Genomic DNA, 18,575 nt, shown 5'->3' on the forward strand with positions numbered 1-18,575 from the left:
GTCACATTTTTTATTACACTTTAATTACATTAGTTGAAAGTGTCGTAAAAAAGCGTTTACTTTAGCTTCTACTTTTTAAACTTAATGCTGAAAAGGACTTTTTATACCCTCTCGCTGCTGCTTCTAGGAGCAGGTGCTTTTGCTCAGCAAGACCCCCTATTCACGCAATACATGTTCAATAACTTGTACATGACACCAGCGTTCGCGGGGGTTGACGGTGTTACCCGTTTCTCGGCCATTCACCGGAGTCAATGGCTAGGATATCAGTCAAGCTTCGGAGACGGTGGTGCTCCTACCACACAGATGGTGACCTTCAACACGCCCATCAACAAACTCAGAAGCGGCGCCGGTGCCTACATCATCAACGATAACCTGGGTCCGCAGAACAACCTCGAAGCACAAGTATCATACGCCTATCATCTCGGCATCAAAGACACCAAACTAAGCTTCGGTATTAAAGCCGGTGTCTACTCACAAACCATCAATGGCAAACACTATCGCTTCGTGCAAGAGAATGATCCCCTGATCATCGAAGGCAAGGAGTCGCAGATAAAGCCCGACTTAGGGTTGGGTGTTTTTTACAGGGCTGAGAAGTATTATCTCGGCATGGGTTTCAACCACTTGCTCCGTTCCAACTTCAACTTCGGTCTTGACAGTGTGCGCGGTGCGTTGGTGAATCACATCAACTTCACCGGTGGCTACTTCTATGAAGTGAGCTTCGACCTGAAGGTGCAATTTACCACAGCGGTGCGCACCGATTTGAACAAGACACAAGTAGACCTGGCGGGTATCGCCTACATCAAAGATACGATGTGGGGAGGCCTGGCGTTTAGACAAGCAGAGGCCGCCAGCTTGCTGTTGGGCTATTCCCTTCTTAAGGACAAGTCGTTGAAAATGGGCACGGCGATCGACTTCATTGTGAAGGATCGTGCCGCCAAAGAAAGTTTTTCATTTGAATTTATGTTGAGTTATGACCTTCCAGTGAATCCGGGTAGCGGCAAAAAAGTCGTTCGGACCCCTCGCTATAGGCACTAGCCGACATTTGATTTTGGTATTTTTAAGAATTTGTGGAATTTGTAAATAGTTTCTCAAAAAAGTCAAGTGAATAAAAGTTAACTTTCGAGCCTTAAAATTTAAGCGTAGACAAACTGAGCAGAAGTATGAATAAATCGGTTGTTTCTAAAGTAGTTTTAGTATTCGCAGGCGCTATTGCTAGTGCGTGTGGATTACTTGGCCTTGGCGGCAAAAAAGGTGGCGACCAGGGTGAACTCGTTGGTGTATCCGGGCGTGAAGGCTGGGTGATGACCATCCCCTATGGAATGGTGCCCATTCCCGCTGGTACATTCCACATGGGGCAAGCGGATGAAGACCCTGCATCTACGCAGATCAACTTCAACAAGCAGGTAACGATCGGTTCGTTCTTCATGGACGATACAGAAATCACAAACAACGAGTACCGTCAATTCACGAATTTTTTCCTCGTCGACAACGGCAGCATCGAAGGTTTTGAGACTGTGGATGCTGAGACGTTCCGTCAGAAGTATTATCCTGACACCGCAGCATGGGTTCGCGATTTCGCACACCACATGGGCGATCCTATTCAGGACTACTACTACTGGCACCCCGGCTATGACGACTACCCTGTGGTGGGTGTGAACTGGGATGCGGCTGTGTTCTTCGGACAATGGAGAACCGCCTACCTGAACGACTACCGCAAGAGCGTGGGTGACTTCCCGATGCCGGCGTTCCGTCTGCCCTCAGAAGCAGAATGGGAATATGCAGCCCGCGGCGGTCGCGACATGGCAAAGTATCCCTGGGGTAACCCTTACATCCGGAACTCGAAAGGATGTATGTTGGCCAACTTCAAACCTGGTCGTGGTAACTTCTATGACGACGGCTTTGCGTACTCTTCGCCGGTGCAGTCTTACTTCCCCAACGACTATGGTCTTTATGACATGTCGGGCAACGTGAGCGAATGGTGCCTCGACGACTTCAACCCGGCTTCGGTGCCCACCGTGTGGGACTTGAACCCGCAGTACATCGATCCTAGAACAAATCCCGAAAGTGCCAAATACAACCCACGTGTTCCTCCGAAGAAAGTAGTTCGCGGTGGTTCATGGAAGGACGTTGCATACTACTTGGAAACAGGAACACGTACCTACGAATTTAAAGATTCTACCCGGGCATATATCGGCTTCCGTTGCGCTATGACGCACCTGGGTCGTTCGTCCGGTCAGGAATTCTAGTCCACGAGCAAACTCTATTTTTTCATTATCTTTTAAAATATCAAAAGGCAAAACTTAAACCATTACTACAATGAGCAAGAAAAAAGGCGGATTTGTTGAACTTCTCTACAAAACTATAATGCCAAAAGTCTACGGTATTGGTGCGGCAGTCGTAATTATTGGTGCGTTATTTAAAATTCTCCACTACGAAGGTGCTGACCAAATGCTGTTTATCGGGTTGACCACAGAAGCGATCATCTTCTTCTTAAGTGCTTTTGAGCCGCCTCATCAAGAGCCCGATTGGTCGAAAGTGTATCCCGAACTTGGCGAAGACTATGAAGCCCCTGCAGCCCCCACGCGTATCTCGAACAAGCCTGCCGGAGCATCGTTGACACAACAACTGGACGTATCGCTTGAAAAAGCTAAAATCGGCCCCGAACTGTTGGATAGCCTGGGCAAAGGCCTGACAAACCTGGCAGACTCTGCCAAGAAAATGTCGAACCTTTCCGATGCGGCCGTAGCCACTAACGACTACGCTACCAACGTGAAAAAAGCTTCTACACAACTTTTGGAAATGAACAAGTCATACGATACGGCTATCAAGGCTGTGTCGAGCATGTCTGAAGCATCGAAAGATGCGGGTGAATATCACTCACAAGTTCAGAAAGTGACCAAGAATCTGGCTGCCCTTAATTCTGTTTATGAAATGGAATTGAAAGACGCCGATAGCCACGTTAAAAACATGAACAAGTTCTACGAAAGCCTGACCGGCGCAATGACCGGACTGTCGAAAGTGGGCGACAACACTGCGAAGTTCACATCCGAACTTGGCAAGCTCACCGACAACCTGACTTCGTTGAACAAGGTTTACGGCAGCATGCTCACCGCGATGAAAGGCGGCGGACAGAATGCAGCATAATGAAATTGGATTTTTAACGTTTAACTTAAAAATAAAGTAATCATGGCAGGTGGAAAAGAGACCCCGCGTCAGAAGATGATTGGCATGATGTACCTCGTGCTTACGGCGTTGCTCGCGCTGCAAGTAAGTAACGCGGTACTCGAGAAGTTTGCCATCATCAATAATACGCTTGACGGTGTGATACTGGATGCAACCCAAAAGAACTCCGATCAGCTTGGTAAAATTGTTTCGGACGGCGGAAAGAGCGATGATGCCGCTGTTAAGCAAGCTGTTGATAACGCCAAGAAAGTGCGCGAGCTCGCACAGAACACGGTGACCTATATCAACGAAGTGAAGAAGAAGATGCTTGATAAAGCAGAATCTCAAAAGATCGACGAAAAATTCATCAACAATCACAGCTCTGCCGTGGCCACGATGATGATCGATAAAGACGGTGGTACCGGAACAGAATTCGTGAAGAGACTTGAAGAATATCGCAAGTCGCTTGAGTCGCTTACCGGCGACAAATTCGAAACCCTGGCCAAGCCTCCGAGCCAACTCGATGCTTTCAAAGACAACAACAAGCACGCGAACAAGGACTTCTTGACCTTTACGTTTGAGAACACACCTCCCGTAGCGGCGTATGCATCCGTAACCCAGATTCAAACTGAAGTGCTGGCCTACGAAAGCCGCGCATTGAACATTCTGGCAGAAAAGGCTGGTGCTGAAATTGTGAAATTCGACCAGATTGTGCCTATGGTTCGCCCGGTATCTTCCGTGGTGGCTGCCGGTGCAACCTATGAGGCCGACATGTTTATCACGGCTTCGGCTTCGGGCCTCACGCCTGAGATGTACTACAACGGTGCTAAACTGCAGATTGCAGACGAAGGTGGTATCAAGATGGGTAAAGTTAAGTTTACAGCGAAAGGTGGAAACTACGACAAAGACGGATACTCCAAGCAGTCGTTCAAAGCCAAGATCATGATCGATGGCAAGCCCTACGAGAAGGACGTTACTTACCTGGTGGCTCAGCCTATCATCAAGGTAACGACCGGTAACGCGCCTACGCTTTACATGAACTGTGGTAACACGGTTAACATTGAAGTTCCTGCACTGGGAACAACTTACAACCCTTCATTCTCCGGTGCCAGCGCCGAGATTCGTAAAGGAGCTAAGCCCGGCGCTGTAGTTATCATTCCTTCGGCTCGCAGAATTACTGTGGGTGTATCGAGTGGTGGCACAAAAATCGGCGATCAGATCTTCGACGTGAAAAACGTTCCGGATCCCCGCTACATAGCCTACATTGGAAGCACACCTGTAGATTTGAGAAATGGTATCAAACCTAACCAGATCGCGAACCTTCGTTTTGTGGCTGAGCCTGAAAATAACTTCAAAGAAGAAGTTCCTAAGGATGCCCGCTACAAAATTAAACGTGCTGAAGTGATCCTGGGTCGTGGAACAGCCGGTGTGCAGCGTATGAACGCTACCAACGAAAACCCTGACTTGCGTGCATGGAGCAGCCAAGCCAGACCTGGCGACCGCATCATCATCGACATCAAGGAAGTATCGCGCAGAACATTTACCGACTCTGAAGAAAAGGTTTCAGTTAAAGGATCAAGTGGTATTATAACCGTACCGATAAACTAATGAAAAAGAGCATTTTTATAACACTGTTTTCGATTGGACTCACCAGCGCATTTGCGCAGGAAGTGCAGGATTTGGAAGTACAGTACAATCCGAATTCGCTCAATCCAATTCCCGTGTATGAGCAGCACTACAAAGTGCGCGTGTGGAGGAATATCGATCTCCGGGAAAAGCAAAACAAGGGCTTCTTCGCCAAGAACGGCGAGTTGAGCAAGCTCATTGTTGACGCTATTAAGTCCGGCGAGATAACAGATATTTATACAAGTGACTCTTTGACCACGAAATTATCGAAGCAGGACTTCCTGAACCGTCTCGTGTCGGAGCAAGCACAAAGCTTCCCCGCCTGGGCACCGGCCACAGAGTTCTATACGGACGACATCGTGAGCTTTAACGGCAAGAACTACCGCGCGGTGCAAGACAGCAAGGGCATTACCCCGAGCGAAGACACCAGCGACTACTGGGCTCCTACCAACCAGGGTAGCGGACTTGAGTATGCTGTTGGCGACATGAGCACCATTCACTTGATGGAAGACATCATTTTCGACAGAAGAAGATCGAGACTGTACTACGACATTCAAGGTTTTGAAATTATCGTTCCCGGTGCAAAAACAACAACGGGTATCGACAACTCCCTTGGCTGGTTCAAGTACAAAGACCTGGAAAAAGTGTTCCGCAACAACATCCCCAAAGCAGTTTGGTTTAACCGCCAGAACACGGCGCAAAACAAAAACTTTGCCGATGCATTTTTGCTGAGACTGTTCCAAGGCTCAATCTATAAAGTGCAAAATCCTGACGATGAGACTATCGACGACACTTACCGTGGCAACGGACGTCCTTACAGAGAAGGCGTTTGGGCTCGCGAGTGGACAGAGATGATGCTCATGGAGAAAGAGCACAACCTGTGGGAATTCTAAGAGTTTGCTTTTTGATATTTTAGAAAAGGGAGGTCAATTGACCTCCTTTTCTTTTATACCCAAAATGATCTCGGCTTTCTTCTTCCCCACCAGCTTCTCGATTTCTTCGAATGAAGCATTCTTGATTTTTTTGACCGACTTGAAGTGCTGAAGCAACGTCATGGCGGTTTTTTCGCCGATGCCTTCCAGTCCCTCCATTTCTGTTTTGAGTGCGCCCTTGCTGCGTTTTTGCCGGTGGAAGGTGATGGCGAAGCGGTGAGCCTCGTCGCGGATTTGCTGGAGCAATAGAAGGCCGGGAGATTTTTTGCTGATGTGCAGCGGCAGGGAGTCGTCGGGATAATATATTTCTTCGAGTCGCTTGGCGATGCCGATGATAGGAATTTGTCCGTAGATGTTTAGTTCCTGAAGGGCTTCGACAGCGCTGCTCAACTGGCCTTTGCCACCGTCGACCACAATGAGGCTTGGCAGTTTTCCGGCTTCTTCCAGAATTCTTTTGTAGCGACGACCTACAATTTCTTTCATCGACGCAAAGTCGTTGGGGCCTTCAACGGTTTTGATGTTGAAGTGCCGGTAGCCTTTCTTGTCGGCTTTGCCATCGACAAAACGCACCATCGACGCCACGGGTGTGGTGCCCTGGAAGTTTGAGTTGTCGAAGCACTCGATGATGAGGGGAAGGTTTTGAAGGTGCAGGTCCTTTTGAAGGATCATGAGCACTTCTTTTTGCTTTGATTTTTTTCCTTCGCGGAATATTTCTCTCTCCTTCTTCAATTCCAGCGCGTTCTTGATCGACAACGCCAGGAGCTTTCGTTTGTCGCCAATTTGTGGGATAACGTTTTCTACTTTGTCTTCCAGTAAGGTGACGGCGATGTTGCTGAGGATGAGTTTATTCTTGCTGTGTGTCTGTTCGCGGAATTCGAATACGGAGAAGCTGAGGATTTCGTCGTCGGGTTCGTCGAGCTTCTTTTTTACTTCGATGGTTTTTGAAAAGATGATGGCGCCCTCCGTGATCTGCAGGTAGTTCACGTAGGCATACGACTCTGTGCTGGTGATGGTGCACACGTCGATGTCGGTGAGGTCGCGGTTGACCACGAGCGACTTGGATTGGAAGCGCTCCAGCGTGTCGAGCTTTTCTTTGTATAGGTGCGCCCGTTCGAACTCCATGTTGGCCGCAGCCGTCTTCATGTTGTTGGTGAAGTTCTGGTAGACGATGCTGAGGTTGCCCTTCAGAATGTTGCGCGCCTGGTCAATTTCTTCCAGGTAGGATTTTTCGTCCTGGAAGGCTTCGCAGGGACCTTTGCAATTGCCGAGGTGATATTCCAGGCAGACCTTGAATTTTTTCTGCGCGATGTTGGCTTCGGTGAGCAACAGGTTGCAGGTTCGGATGGAGTATAGCTTCAGCGTTAGCTCTAGCACATTTTTCATGGCCACCACGCTGGAGAAAGGACCAAAGTATTCGCCCTGCTTGGGAATGTACTTGCGGGTGTAGATGATGCGTGGGAATCGTTCCTTCAGAATCACCAGGTAGGGAAAGGTCTTGTCGTCCTTCAGCAGGATGTTATACTTGGGCTGGTTTTGTTTGATGAAGTTGTTCTCCAGCAACAGGGCATCAAACTCCGAATTGGATACGGTGAAATCGATCCGCTCAATTTCAGACACCAGCTTCAGCGTTTTCCGGTTGACGCCGGCGGCCTTGTTGAAGTAGCTGCTTACTCTTTTCTTTAAGCTCTTTGCCTTGCCCACATAGATGAGCACGTCTTCATCGTTGTAGAAACGATAGACGCCCGGAGATTCAGGCAATCGCTGAACGACTTCTTTGAGCCGGTCATACATAGAGCATCTTTTTTATTCGTTGTTGGGATTCCAGTCTTCTTGTGCTGTGCCCGAATCGTCGTCGGGAAGTTCATATGCACTACAGTCGAAAGTGATATCCATTTTGGCCGACGGTCGTCGAAACTGTCCCTTCTTATACTCCAACGATTGGTCGGCGTATACTTTGATCATGAACTTTTCCCATATGGGGCGGGCCGTTTTGGAGCCTTGACCAAGATCCCATTGTTTGTAGTGGATGCTTCGCTCGTCGCCGCCAACCCATGCGCCCGACACGAGGTCGCGGGTGATGCCCATATACCATCCGTCGGATGCGTTGTTTGTGGTGCCGGTCTTCCCGCCAATTTCATTGTCGGTGCGAAGGTTGAAATTCAGTCCGCGCGAGGTTCCGCCTTCTTCCTGCACGCCTCCCATGAGCATGTAGATCATTTTGTAGGCGGTTTGTTCGCTGATGGCCTGTTGTGTTTTAGGAACAAAGTTCTCGATCACGTTTCCGTTCTTGTCTTCGATGCGGGTGATGTAGAAAGGTTCGGTGTGGATGCCCGCGTTGACGAACGTGCTATAGGCCCCTACAATTTCATAGAGCGACACATCGCTTACACCCAGACACAACGACGGCACAGCATCCAGCGGACTGGTTATGCCCACGCGGTGCGCAAAGTTCACGACGTTCACTTCCCCGACGCGTTGGAGTACTTGTGCGGTGATGGAGTTTTTTGATTTAGCCATCGCCTGGCGCATGGTCATCCACTCTCCTGTTCCGCGATCGCCTTCGGCATTGGGTGGACTCCACGTTCCTCCAGGCACTTTGAAGGTGGGCGACACGTCCTGCAACTTGAGGCAGGGATTGTAGCCGGTTTCCATGGCCGTGCCATACACAAAGGGTTTGAAAGATGAACCGGGTTGACGTGTGCCTTGCCGGACGTGATCGTATTTAAAGTATTTGTGATTGATGCCACCCACCCATGCTTTGATGGCGCCGGTGCGTGCGTCCATAGACATAAAACCCGCGTGGAGGAAACGCTTGTAGTAATTGAGCGAGTCCATGGAGCTGAAGAGGGTGTCGCGTTCGCCGTTCCAGGTGAAGATGGTCATGGGCTTTTTCAGTTTCAGCATGATCTTCACGGAGTCGTTGCCTTCGCCATAGCGTGCCACGAGGTTGCGATAGGTTTCGGTTTGTTTGATGCGCGAGTCGAGGAAGCCTTTGATCTCGTTCCACTTCTCGTCGATCCAGGGATTTTTCCCCTTCCAGTGTGTGTCGAATGTTTTTTGCTGGGGCTTCATGCTTTCGGCCATCGCCTCTTCGGCATAGCGTTGCATGCGGCTGTCGAGGGTGGTGTGGATCTTGAGGCCCGATTCCCACAGGTCGTAGCCGTGTTCCTTGCACCAGTTCATGAGGTCGTTGAGGATGACGGTTCTGAAGTAGGTGGCCAGTCCTTCGTTTTGATTTTGCACGGCGAAGTCGAGGTGGATGGGAAGTTTGCGCAGCGAATCGTATTGGGCTTGTGATTTAATGTAGCCGTGGCTGTAGAGTTTATACAGCACTTCGTTTCGTTTTGTGAGCGCGTTGTTGGGATTGCGTTTGGGGTTATAGAACGAGGGCGCCTGCAACATGCCCACCAGCACGGCCGACTCCTGCACGTTCAACTCGGAGGGTTGTTTGTCGAAGTAGGTTTCTGCAGCCACTTTGATGCCGTAGGCGTTGCTGCTGAAATCGCTTGTGTTGAGATACATGGTGATGATCTCTTCTTTTGTGAAATTCTTTTCCAGCTTCACGGAAATGATCCACTCTTTGGTTTTGCTGATGAGGATGCGCAGCGGTCCCACCATCAACGGTCCATCCAATTCCTCGCCCCGGGTGCTGAAAAGGTTTTTGGCCAGCTGTTGTGTGATGGTGCTGCCGCCGCCTTTGGACGACGAGCTGAAGGTGACGACGCCGAAGATCACGCGCATGTAGGCCCGGAAGTCGAGCCCCGAGTGATCGTAGAAGCGATGGTCTTCGGAGAGCAGCAAGGTGTTTACCAGGTCGGGCGACAGCTGATCGTAGGTGACCTGGCTGCGATTGAAGCGGAAATAGCGCCCCAGCGAAATGCCATCGGCCGAGATGAGTTCGGATGACAAATCGTTTTTAGGATTTTCGATGGCCTTCAGGCTGGGCATGTCGCCAAACAAACCGAACAGGTTCACACTCACGGAGAGCACATAGAGCGGGAAGCCGAGAACGACACAGAGAAAAAGAATCCAGATGCCTTTGGTAGCTTTTTTAAACCAGGGATTTCGCGTGAGCAGAATCTTATTGAATTTCTGCGGGATAGTTTCTTTCAAAGAATTTGAGGTATTCATCCAGACCTTTTGTTCGGTAAAAAATATCGAAATTGTCTTTCGTAATGACAAAGCTATGGAATTTATGGTTCCTGAGCTCGGTAAGTGTGGGAAGCTTTTCGTTGAATGTTTGTTTGTATTCCAATGCGGCGCTCACACGCGGTAATTCGTCGACAAGGGTGAGGATATATTCGTCGTTTAGCACCATGTTGCTCGTCTTTAATTTCATCTCCTTGAAATTGGCTTCGTTAAATCGCTCCAGCATGCCCGACACCACGGCGCTGAGGTTGTCGGCCTTTTTGTGCACGAGCACGAAATAGTGTGGCTCTTCCAGCGAACGGATGTATTGAATGGTTTTCACTTTCTCCTGTTGTTCGAGGAATGTGCGGGATGCCTCCAACAATTTTTTGGCGTAGGCCGACAGGGGATCGTCGGGATGACTCTTGATGAACTCGCCGAGCTCGTATTGATATTTGTTGATGTCGTCGGTTTTGCCCAGGATGAGGATCTTCAATAGATCCAGGTTTGGTGTGAATGAGGTTTCGCCCATGGCTGCGGCCTCGTTCAGGGTTTGGAGTGCCAGACGGTATTCGCCGTTCTGATAGTGTTCGTAGCTGGTTTTGTAGACTTCTTTTTGTTTCTCTGCCGTTTGGCTCGACTCTTTCAAATAGTCGGGGTTGATGAGGGTTTTGGCAAAGTCGGAGTTGGGATATTTTGTTTTTAAACGCGAGGCATATCCTTCGGCTTTTGCCGGATCGGAATCTTTGAAGATGAGGTAAAGCTTGTAGAGAATTTCGGGTTCATATTCAGTTTCGGGAAAGCGATTCAGCAATGTGTTGTAGGACGTCACGGCGTTGTCTTTTTCCAGCAGCTTGAAGTAGTAGATGTCGCCCAGGTTGAAATAGGCGTCTTCGATTTTTTTGTAGGCTTCTTGCTTTTGTTCGTCGGTGCGCGGAATTTGTTTGTCGACGCGTGCATACTCGGCGGCAACCGGGTCGCTGGGTGCCGCTGCCGTGGCGGCTTTTTGGTCGGTGGCAGCGGGCGTGGCTGTGTCGGTGAGCGATTCGTCCGGGCGTGTTGCCGAGGCCGAGCGAAGCGATCTGCGCCAGTTGTCTTCGAGGGGAACGTCGCCCCACAGGCGCTTAAATTCCGATTGTCCCAGCGACATGGCCGAGGGGTTTCCGAAATACCAATCGGCGGCTTCTTCGGTCTGTCCTTCCTCGCCCGTGTTGAAAATGTTGTTGGTGTTCGACTGGATGTCGACGCGGTTTCGCTTTTTCTTTTTCTTGCCTTCGCTTTTTTCGGCCAACGCCTTTTTGGCCTGGAACGAAGAGTCGATGCGGGCACGGAGGGCCAGTGAGTCCATGCCAGCCATGGCCAGCAGGCTGTCTTGCCATTTAATGGTGTTCAGGTTCTTCACGAACTCGTCCAGAATGCTTTGGCGTGCTTTGATGGCCGCATAGCCTTCGTAGTCTTTGGGCAATGCGTTGATGGCGCTGTCGTAGTAGGCTTGCGAGAGTTCGTATTTGCGTAAGGTGTCGTAGTAGATTTCACCAAGCCGCAAGTAGGCTTCGCCGTCGATGCGTTTGTTGGTGCCTTCGCGGATAGACTTGTTGAAATCGGCCAGGGCCTGTGGAAGATTTTTTTGTTTCAATTCAAACACACCCATCTCGTAGTAGATCTTGTCTTTGAATTCTTTGTTCTTGCTGTCCTTCAAAAGTTTTCGGAACGATTTGCGCGCGGCATTCACACTTTTGCTGCGCGAGATTTCGGTTACCTGCGCCATGTAGAGCCGCGCATAAAAATCAACTTCGTATTCAGGATTGGTGGACAGACATTTTTTGTAATAGTTGTAGGCCTCCGATTCGAAGCCAAGCTTTTGATAGATCTGTCCGATGATGAAAAAGATTCTTCCCGGGCGATCTTTCTTCTTGAGCATGGGCGTTGCCTGTGTGAGGTTGCGCACCATGTTGTCGAGGTCGCCTTGTTCCTGATAGAAGTAGGCTTTTTCGAGCAGCAGTTGTTTCTGATTTTTTTTCGTGAGCGGGCCCTTCTGCACAAAGTCGATGGCGGCTTGTGCGTTGGCGTATTCTTTATGTTCGGTGAAGGTGCGCACCAGTTGGATGATGGCCGCGTGTTTGGTGTTGAGGTCGGGACTCTTTGTGTTCACAAACTTGAAGGTCTGGATGGCGTTGCCCCAGTCGAGGCTGTAGAACCGTGCTTTGCCCACGAGAATATACGAGTCGTCTACCCACTTGCTGTTGGGGTGACGTTGAATGGAGAGCGAGGCCATCTTGATGGCTTCCTGAATATCTTTGTCGTAGCCCTTGGCGAGCGTTGAGTCGAGTGCGGGATATAGGCGAAGGATGCGGTTGTAGTCATCGACCATGCTTGACCACACGTCTTTTTCGATCTTCTTGATCTCTTCGCGCGCATAGTAATAACCGTTGTAGTGCGCCGTTGTGTTGTGGTAGGCGAGTGCCGTGATGGTTTTTTGTTCAGACGAGCATGCCGACAACACGATGACGATGAAGCAGAACAGGAGAACGGATATGGTAGACAGGGGGCTTCTCAAGCAAGTGTGATTTGTGGATGGTAAAAACGCAAAAAACCTAAATTCCATATTATAATACCCTGGAATATCTAATTTTGTGCAAAAAAGCGGAATATTTTGAAGCCGAAAAAAACATTATCAAACTGGTTGACCACCCGTTATCAGCTCGTCATCCGCAACGAAGAGAACTTCGCTGAAAAGACCAGCATGGGGTTTACGTACTCGAAAGTAATTCTTTTTTCAGTGATTTTATTTACCGGCTTGTTCCTGCTTAGCCTGTTCATGTCGAAGACAATTCTGGCCAAATGGTTTGATCCCAAACACGAGCAGATGGTGCTGAACCGCCAGTTGCTGGAGCTTGCGCAGAAGGTCGATTCGCTGGGCTTGGAAGTGGAGCGAAAGGATCAGTTCATTGCCAACTTTCAGCGTGTGCTCAGTGGCGACACAGCCAACTTTGAAGATCCGGCGCAGGCCTTGCGTGGCGATCAACCGCCTGTGGCGAAACCTACCGACTTAAAAGCCACGTCTACCGATTCAGTGTTCCGCAAAGACTTCGAACAATCGGACATGTCGCTCATCGCGCTCAACTCGAAATACAAGGAATTGCAGGAGACATTTTTCTACTCGCCCATCACGGGATTTATCTCCGATCAATACGATGTGAAGAAGGGTCACCTCGGGGTTGACATTGTGGCGAAGGCCAACGAGCCCATCAAGTGTATTGCCGATGGCACGGTGGTTTTTTCATCGTGGACGCAGGATTCCGGCTATGTAATAATCGTTCAACACCGGGGCAATTTGCTGAGCACCTACAAGCACAATGCTCAACTCTTGAAAAAAGTTGGTACTTTTGTCAACGGAGGTGAAATCATATCTATTGTTGGCAATAGCGGAGAGTTAACCAATGGGCCCCACCTTCACTTCGAATTGTGGTACAACGGCAACTCTCTCAACCCTGAAGAATTTGTAACTTTTTAAACCAGAATGTCATGCTAACTTCTAAAGAACAAAAACGCGCAGCCGAAGAGATTAGCAACTCAAGCAACAACATCGGCAAAGGAACTTTCCTGGAAGGCAACATCGAGACCTTTGGCAACATACGCATCGAAGGAAAGATCACCGGCAACGTGAAATCAAAAGCGAAAGTGGCACTGGGCGCTTCGTCGCAGGTTCAGGGCAACATCATTGCTCAAAATGCCGACATCGAAGGCGAAGTGAAAGGAAAAATCGAAGTCACCGAATTGCTGGTATTGAAAGCCACTGCGGTTATCAATGGCGACATTGTGACCGGCAAAATGGTGGTTGAGCCGGGTGCCGTTTTCAATGGCTCGTGCAAGATGGGTGCGGTGATCAAGGACATTAAAATCGGCGAAAATGGGCTTAACCGAGCCATCCCCCAAGAAGAAGTTAAAAACGTATAATAGCTATCTGAAATATAGCAGCCTGGGCATTCAACTGCTTGTGGTGATGGGTGTGTTTGGGTGGCTGGGATATTTGCTGGACCGCTACCTCGCCCTGAAGATTCCCGTGTTTATGCTGTTGTTTGGATTTCTGGCATTTGGCGGCATGATGTTCCAGGTCTATCGTTCCATTAACCGCGACAATTCTTGATTCGATTCATTCTTGTTTTGCTGGCTTGTGCCGCCCTGCTGGCGTTTGGCGGGTGGTATGCACACGCACACGGCCATGTTGACAAGCTTCCGTCCTTTTTTTACCAGACGCTGATCTTCCTGGTGTTCAGCACCGCAATTATTTTCATTTACCTCTACACGCAAAACAAGCCTGATTTTTTCCTGCAACTCTACCTGCTCACCATGGTGGTGAAGTTCATTGCCTATGGTGCCTATATATTTATCGTGATTCTGGAAGACAAGCCCGGAGCGGTGTTGAATGTTATGTTTTTTATGTGTGTGTATTTCGGATTTACGGCCCTGGAGATCGGGTTTTTGTATCGTCGCATTACCAGCGGCGGAAAGCATTGAAGAGGGGCAAAATCTTTATAAAAGATTTTTTTCTGGAGCATTAATTAATACCTTTGCGCTCGTATTCAAAAACCTTGAAATTAGCCCTGAATGAGCGCATTTTTGAGTCTTCCCAAAAAATTTTCTGTTGCTTTTTTCCTATTGCTTGTCGGCTTTTCGACGGCTGCTTTTGCGGCTGACGAACCGCAGGTTCATGAGCTCCAGGAAGAGCCCACAGCTGCTGAACACGGGTTTAACGCCAGCGAAGTGATTCTTCACCACGTGATGGACGACCATGTCTGGCACTTGTGGGATCACGGTGGCACAATTTTCCTGCCCGTGATTGTCTATTCCTCGGAACGCGGACTGGAAACTTTCTCGTCGCATCATTTCTATGACGAACACCATAATACTATAGAATACAACGGCTACACGCTCGATCACGGCAATCACATTTTGCTGGGTGGCAAGCCGGTGCTGGACCTGTCGATTACTAAAAACGTGGCCATGTTGCTCATCAACGCGGCGTTGCTGTTGCTGGTGTTTGTTGCGGTAGCAAAAGGATACAAGAAAAACGAGGGAAGAGCCCCCAGCGGCATCCAGTCTTTCATGGAGCCCATCATTGTGTTTGTGCGCGACGAGATTGTGAAGCCGAACATTGGCCGTCACTACGAGAAGTATCTGCCCTATATGCTCACGCTGTTCTTCTTTATTCTCTTTGGTAACTTCCTCGGGCTGTTGCCAGGTGCAGGAAACCTGACGGGTAACATCGCCGTGACCTTGACGCTGGCTACGCTCACGTTCTTGATCACCAACATTAAAGGAAACAAAGACTATTGGGCGCACATTTTCTGGACACCCGGCGTGCCGCTGCCCCTTCGCCTGATCATTTTGCCAGTTGAAATCGTGGGTATCTTCACAAAGCCCATTTCGCTGACCATCCGTCTTTTTGTGGCCATCACCGCCGGACACATTGTGTTGTTGAGCTTGATCTGTCTGGCCTTCATCTTCAAGAGTGTGTGGGTAGGAGCAGGATCGACCGTGATGGTTCTCTTCATTAGTTTGATTGAATTGCTGGTTGCCGGTATACAAGCGTACGTGTTCACGTTGTTCTCGTCGCTTTACATTGGCATGGCCACAGCAGAACACGAACATCATTAATTATTGATTATAAAGATATCCCCAACGTGTTTGGGGTTTGTTTCACTTAACTAATTTACAATTATGCTATTAGCTCTTTTATTGGACATCAGCTATGCGATCATGGGTGCAGGTATCGGTGCGGGTCTGGCTGCAATTGGCGCCGGAATTGGTATCGGTAAAATCGGTGGTTCTGCAATGGAAGGTATGGCACGTCAACCTGAAGCTTCTGGAAAAATCCAGGGTGCCATGTTGATCATCGCCGCCCTCATTGAGGTTGCCGCCCTGTTTGCGCTTGTAATTTGCTTGCTGATTTCTCAGCGCGCAGCGTAAAAAAATCAAGAAACTTGCCTTAGGCAATTGGCCGGGCAAGTTTCTTTTTAGTTGAAACTACATACCCGATATTCATTCTATATGGAACTTTTAACCCCCGGCACTGGCCTCATCATTTGGCAACTCATCGTTTTCGTGCTGTTGTTTTTCCTGCTGTCGAAACTGGCATGGAAACCTATCATGTCGTCGCTGAAAGACAGAGAGAAATCCATTCAGGATGCTCTTGACACGGCCGAGAATGCACGCCGTGAAATGGCCAAGTTGCAAGCCGACAACGCCAACCTGCTGAAGGAAGCCCGCGAAGAACGCGACAAGATGTTGCGCGACGCCCGCGAAGCTGCCAACCGCGTGGTGGAAGAAGCACAAGGCATCGCCAAAAAATCGGCCGACAAAATCATTGAAGATGCGCGCGCCGCCATCAACATCGAAAAGCAGGCTGCCTTAAAGGACATCCGCATCCAGGTGTCGAACTTCTCGCTCGAAATTGCCGAGAAGCTCATGAAGAAAAACCTGGCCGACGATGCTTCTCAGAAAGCATTGGTGGAAGCCTACATCAAAGACTTAAAGATCAACTAAGGCATGGCAGACTCACGCGCAGCATCACGCTATGTAAAGTCTCTGCTGGATTTGGCCGTAGAGAAGAATGCACTGGAAGCCGTGCACAACGACATGCTTCTGTTGTCGAAAATTTGTGATGAAAACCGGTCGTTCGAGCTGATGCTCCTCAACCCCATCATCAAGCACGACAAGAAACGGGAGATTCTCGAAAAGCTTTTCACCGGAAAGATGAACCCGTTGACGATCTCGATCCTCGACATTCTGACGCGCAAAAACCGCGAGCCCCTGTTGCCCGCCATTGCCCGCGAGTTTCACACGGCCTATAACGTATACAAAGGCATTGGCAAAGCCAGTGTTACCACGGCTGTTCCGCTGGATGCGAAACTGCGAGCCGAATTTGAAACCATCGTGAAACAACTGACGGCCAAATCGCAAATCGAAATGACCGAGAAAGTCGACAAAGACATGATCGGTGGTTTTGTGTTGAATGTTGGCGACCGCCAGATAGACGCTTCCATCAAGAACAAGTTGAAAGCGCTGAAAGTGAAGTTTAGTTACAATCCCTATATAAAAGAATTTTAATCTCTAAAGAATCATGGCAGAGATCAGACCAGAAGAAGTATCAGCAATATTACGCGAGCAACTCTCACAAGCACGCACCGAAGCCGAACTCGAAGAAGTGGGCACTGTGCTCACCGTGGGCGATGGCGTGGCCCGCATCTACGGACTCACACAAGCGCAAGCCGGTGAGTTGTTGGAGTTTGAAACCGGCCTGAAGGCCCTGGTGCTCAACCTCGAAGAAGACAACGTGGGCGCCGTATTGCTGGGCGAATCCAAAGGCATTAAAGAAGGTGACACCGTGAAACGCACCGGCAAAATCGCTTCTGTTGAAGTAGGCGATGGCATGCTGGGCCGCGTGGTGGACACCCTGGGCAAGCCTATCGACGGCAAAGGTCCGTTGGCAGGCAAGCTCTATGAGATGCCCCTCGAACGCAAAGCTCCTGGTGTTATCTTCCGTCAGCCGGTGAACGAGCCGCTGCAAACCGGTATCAAAGCCATCGACTCCATGATTCCTGTTGGCCGTGGTCAGCGCGAGTTGATCATTGGCGACCGTCAGACCGGTAAAACGGCTGTGGCCCTCGACACCATCGTGAACCAGAAAGAGTTCTACGAAAAAGGCGAGCCTGTATTTTGTATCTATGTGGCCATCGGTCAAAAAGCATCTACCGTTGCGGCCGTAGCCTCTGCGTTGGAGAAAGCTGGTGCCCTTCCTTATACCGTTGTGGTGTCTGCTTCGGCTGCCGATCCTGCTCCTATGCAGTTCTTCGCGCCCTTCACCGGTGCAGCCATTGGCGAATTCTTCCGCGACACCGGCCGCCCTGCGCTGGTGATCTACGATGACTTGTCGAAACAAGCTGTGGCCTATCGCGAAGTGTCGCTTCTGTTGAGAAGACCTCCCGGACGTGAAGCTTACCCTGGCGATGTGTTCTACCTTCACTCCCGTTTGCTGGAGCGTGCGGCGAAGATCATCAACAACGACGCCATCGCGAGAAACATGAACGATCTGCCCGAGTCCATCAAGCCGCTTGTGAAAGGCGGTGGCTCGTTGACAGCCCTCCCCATCATTGAAACACAAGCCGGCGACGTGTCGGCCTACATCCCTACGAACGTGATCTCGATCACCGACGGACAGATCTTTTTGGAAACCAACCTCTTCAACTCCGGTATCCGTCCGGCCATCAACGTAGGTATCTCGGTATCGCGTGTGGGTGGTTCGGCACAGATCAAGTCGATGAAGAAAGTTGCCGGTACGCTGAAGCTTGACCAGGCGCAATTCCGCGAACTGGAAGCCTTCGCGAAATTCGGTTCCGACCTCGATGCTGCTACCAAGCTGACTATTGAACGCGGAAGAAGAAACACCGAAATCCTGAAGCAGGATCAATACGCTCCTGTTCCGGTAGAAGAACAAGTGGCCATCATCACGGCATCGACCCGTGGTTTCATGGACAAAGTGCCTGTTGTGAAAGTGAAGCAGTTCGAAAAAGAATTTATCGAGCTTCTGCGTGCCCAACACCGCGTGGTGCTGGACAACCTTCGCGCTGGCAAATTTGAAGATGCCGATGTGGCCATCATCAAAAAAACAGCACAAGACCTTTCTTCAAAATACGCCGCTTAATCTGTAGACAACCGACTAGCAGG

The 18,575-nt window shown here is 49.7% G+C and carries 17 protein-coding genes; 14 read left to right on the forward strand and 3 right to left on the reverse strand.

All coding sequences use genetic code 11. From position 1 onward, the window contains the following. Window positions 1-84 precede the first annotated feature (84 nt). The 5 genes from JI741_RS13015 (at window position 85) to porN (ending at window position 5,681) form a co-directional block, all read left to right on the forward strand. Window positions 85-1,035, forward strand: a complete 951-nt coding sequence (locus JI741_RS13015) for a PorP/SprF family type IX secretion system membrane protein (RefSeq protein ID WP_202010070.1) — start codon at window positions 85-87, stop codon at window positions 1,033-1,035. Window positions 1,036-1,160: 125 nt separating this feature from the next. Continuing rightward, a complete protein-coding gene (gene porK, locus JI741_RS13020; protein ID WP_202010077.1) occupies window positions 1,161-2,246 on the forward strand; it encodes a T9SS ring complex lipoprotein PorK/GldK in 1,086 nt (361 codons plus the stop codon). Between the two features lie 70 nt (window positions 2,247-2,316). Then, window positions 2,317-3,144: a type IX secretion system motor protein PorL/GldL gene (porL, locus tag JI741_RS13025; RefSeq protein WP_202010079.1), complete on the forward strand. Its 828-nt coding sequence runs from the start codon at window positions 2,317-2,319 to the stop codon at window positions 3,142-3,144. Window positions 3,145-3,186: 42 nt separating this feature from the next. Then, on the forward strand, window positions 3,187-4,770 hold the full coding sequence (gene porM / locus JI741_RS13030) for a type IX secretion system motor protein PorM/GldM (RefSeq protein WP_202010081.1): 1,584 nt from the start codon (window positions 3,187-3,189) through the stop codon (window positions 4,768-4,770). Beyond that, the gene (gene porN, locus JI741_RS13035; RefSeq protein WP_202010083.1) at window positions 4,770-5,681 is read left to right on the forward strand and encodes a type IX secretion system ring subunit PorN/GldN; all 912 of its coding nucleotides are present in this window, start codon (window positions 4,770-4,772) and stop codon (window positions 5,679-5,681) included. Before porM ends, porN begins: the two co-directional genes overlap by 1 nt. Window positions 5,682-5,714: 33 nt before the next feature. Here porN and uvrC read toward each other — a convergent pair whose 3' ends face one another. From uvrC to porW, 3 genes are read right to left on the reverse strand one after another with little or no spacing between them, the layout of a single operon-like run. Beyond that, complete coding sequence (gene uvrC, locus JI741_RS13040) at window positions 5,715-7,511, reverse strand: excinuclease ABC subunit UvrC (RefSeq protein WP_202010084.1); 1,797 nt, start codon at window positions 7,509-7,511, stop codon at window positions 5,715-5,717. 12 nt (window positions 7,512-7,523) lie between these two features. Further along, window positions 7,524-9,833, reverse strand: a complete 2,310-nt coding sequence (locus tag JI741_RS13045; protein ID WP_236676051.1) for a transglycosylase domain-containing protein — start codon at window positions 9,831-9,833, stop codon at window positions 7,524-7,526. Then, window positions 9,802-12,405 (reverse strand): type IX secretion system periplasmic lipoprotein PorW/SprE, encoded by a 2,604-nt coding sequence (gene porW, locus JI741_RS13050; protein ID WP_202010088.1) that lies wholly within the window; start codon window positions 12,403-12,405, stop codon window positions 9,802-9,804. The genes JI741_RS13045 and porW overlap by 32 nt, the downstream gene beginning before the upstream one ends. Window positions 12,406-12,501: 96 nt before the next feature. Between porW and JI741_RS13055 the strand changes: the two genes are divergently transcribed. The 9 genes from JI741_RS13055 to atpA all read left to right on the forward strand — a co-directional run bounded on the left by JI741_RS13055 (window position 12,502) and on the right by atpA (window position 18,552). After that, window positions 12,502-13,362 (forward strand): M23 family metallopeptidase, encoded by an 861-nt coding sequence (locus JI741_RS13055; protein WP_236676052.1) that lies wholly within the window; start codon window positions 12,502-12,504, stop codon window positions 13,360-13,362. An 11-nt stretch (window positions 13,363-13,373) separates the two neighbouring features. Continuing rightward, entirely contained in the window at window positions 13,374-13,805 is a 432-nt protein-coding gene (locus JI741_RS13060) for a bactofilin family protein (protein WP_202010090.1), read from the forward strand. Then, window positions 13,759-13,995, forward strand: coding sequence for an AtpZ/AtpI family protein (locus JI741_RS13065; protein WP_202010092.1), 237 nt, complete (start codon window positions 13,759-13,761; stop codon window positions 13,993-13,995). Before JI741_RS13060 ends, JI741_RS13065 begins: the two co-directional genes overlap by 47 nt. Then, window positions 13,992-14,366 (forward strand): hypothetical protein, encoded by a 375-nt coding sequence (locus JI741_RS13070; RefSeq protein ID WP_202010094.1) that lies wholly within the window; start codon window positions 13,992-13,994, stop codon window positions 14,364-14,366. The genes JI741_RS13065 and JI741_RS13070 overlap by 4 nt, the downstream gene beginning before the upstream one ends. A 90-nt stretch (window positions 14,367-14,456) precedes the next feature. After that, complete coding sequence (atpB, locus tag JI741_RS13075) at window positions 14,457-15,506, forward strand: F0F1 ATP synthase subunit A (protein WP_202010096.1); 1,050 nt, start codon at window positions 14,457-14,459, stop codon at window positions 15,504-15,506. A gap of 63 nt (window positions 15,507-15,569) precedes the next feature. Then, the gene (gene atpE / locus JI741_RS13080) at window positions 15,570-15,818 is read left to right on the forward strand and encodes an ATP synthase F0 subunit C (RefSeq protein ID WP_236676053.1); all 249 of its coding nucleotides are present in this window, start codon (window positions 15,570-15,572) and stop codon (window positions 15,816-15,818) included. An 81-nt stretch (window positions 15,819-15,899) separates the two neighbouring features. Beyond that, window positions 15,900-16,394: a F0F1 ATP synthase subunit B gene (locus JI741_RS13085; RefSeq protein ID WP_202010098.1), complete on the forward strand. Its 495-nt coding sequence runs from the start codon at window positions 15,900-15,902 to the stop codon at window positions 16,392-16,394. Window positions 16,395-16,397: 3 nt separating this feature from the next. Continuing rightward, complete coding sequence (gene atpH, locus JI741_RS13090) at window positions 16,398-16,958, forward strand: ATP synthase F1 subunit delta (protein ID WP_202010100.1); 561 nt, start codon at window positions 16,398-16,400, stop codon at window positions 16,956-16,958. A gap of 13 nt (window positions 16,959-16,971) precedes the next feature. Next, window positions 16,972-18,552, forward strand: a complete 1,581-nt coding sequence (gene atpA, locus JI741_RS13095; protein WP_202010102.1) for a F0F1 ATP synthase subunit alpha — start codon at window positions 16,972-16,974, stop codon at window positions 18,550-18,552. Window positions 18,553-18,575: the final 23 nt, after the last annotated feature.

The organism is Chryseolinea lacunae (assembly GCF_016735595.1).
Classification (GTDB): domain Bacteria; phylum Bacteroidota; class Bacteroidia; order Cytophagales; family Cyclobacteriaceae; genus Chryseolinea; species Chryseolinea lacunae.

Bases quoted from the DNA above. Each gene is read 5' to 3' on its own strand.
- atpH (WP_202010100.1), top strand. From the start codon at position 16,398: ATGGCAGACTCACGCGCAGCATCACGCTATGTAAAGTCTCTGCTGGAT.
- porL (WP_202010079.1), top strand. From the start codon at position 2,317: ATGAGCAAGAAAAAAGGCGGATTTGTTGAACTTCTCTACAAAACTATA.
- atpB (WP_202010096.1), top strand. From the start codon at position 14,457: ATGAGCGCATTTTTGAGTCTTCCCAAAAAATTTTCTGTTGCTTTTTTC.
- JI741_RS13085 (WP_202010098.1), top strand. From the start codon at position 15,900: ATGGAACTTTTAACCCCCGGCACTGGCCTCATCATTTGGCAACTCATC.
- porK (WP_202010077.1), top strand. From the start codon at position 1,161: ATGAATAAATCGGTTGTTTCTAAAGTAGTTTTAGTATTCGCAGGCGCT.
- atpE (WP_236676053.1), top strand. From the start codon at position 15,570: ATGCTATTAGCTCTTTTATTGGACATCAGCTATGCGATCATGGGTGCA.
- JI741_RS13065 (WP_202010092.1), top strand. From the start codon at position 13,759: ATGGGCTTAACCGAGCCATCCCCCAAGAAGAAGTTAAAAACGTATAAT.
- JI741_RS13015 (WP_202010070.1), top strand. From the start codon at position 85: ATGCTGAAAAGGACTTTTTATACCCTCTCGCTGCTGCTTCTAGGAGCA.
- atpA (WP_202010102.1), top strand. From the start codon at position 16,972: ATGGCAGAGATCAGACCAGAAGAAGTATCAGCAATATTACGCGAGCAA.
- porM (WP_202010081.1), top strand. From the start codon at position 3,187: ATGGCAGGTGGAAAAGAGACCCCGCGTCAGAAGATGATTGGCATGATG.
- uvrC (WP_202010084.1), bottom strand. From the start codon at position 7,511: ATGTATGACCGGCTCAAAGAAGTCGTTCAGCGATTGCCTGAATCTCCG.
- porN (WP_202010083.1), top strand. From the start codon at position 4,770: ATGAAAAAGAGCATTTTTATAACACTGTTTTCGATTGGACTCACCAGC.
- JI741_RS13060 (WP_202010090.1), top strand. From the start codon at position 13,374: ATGCTAACTTCTAAAGAACAAAAACGCGCAGCCGAAGAGATTAGCAAC.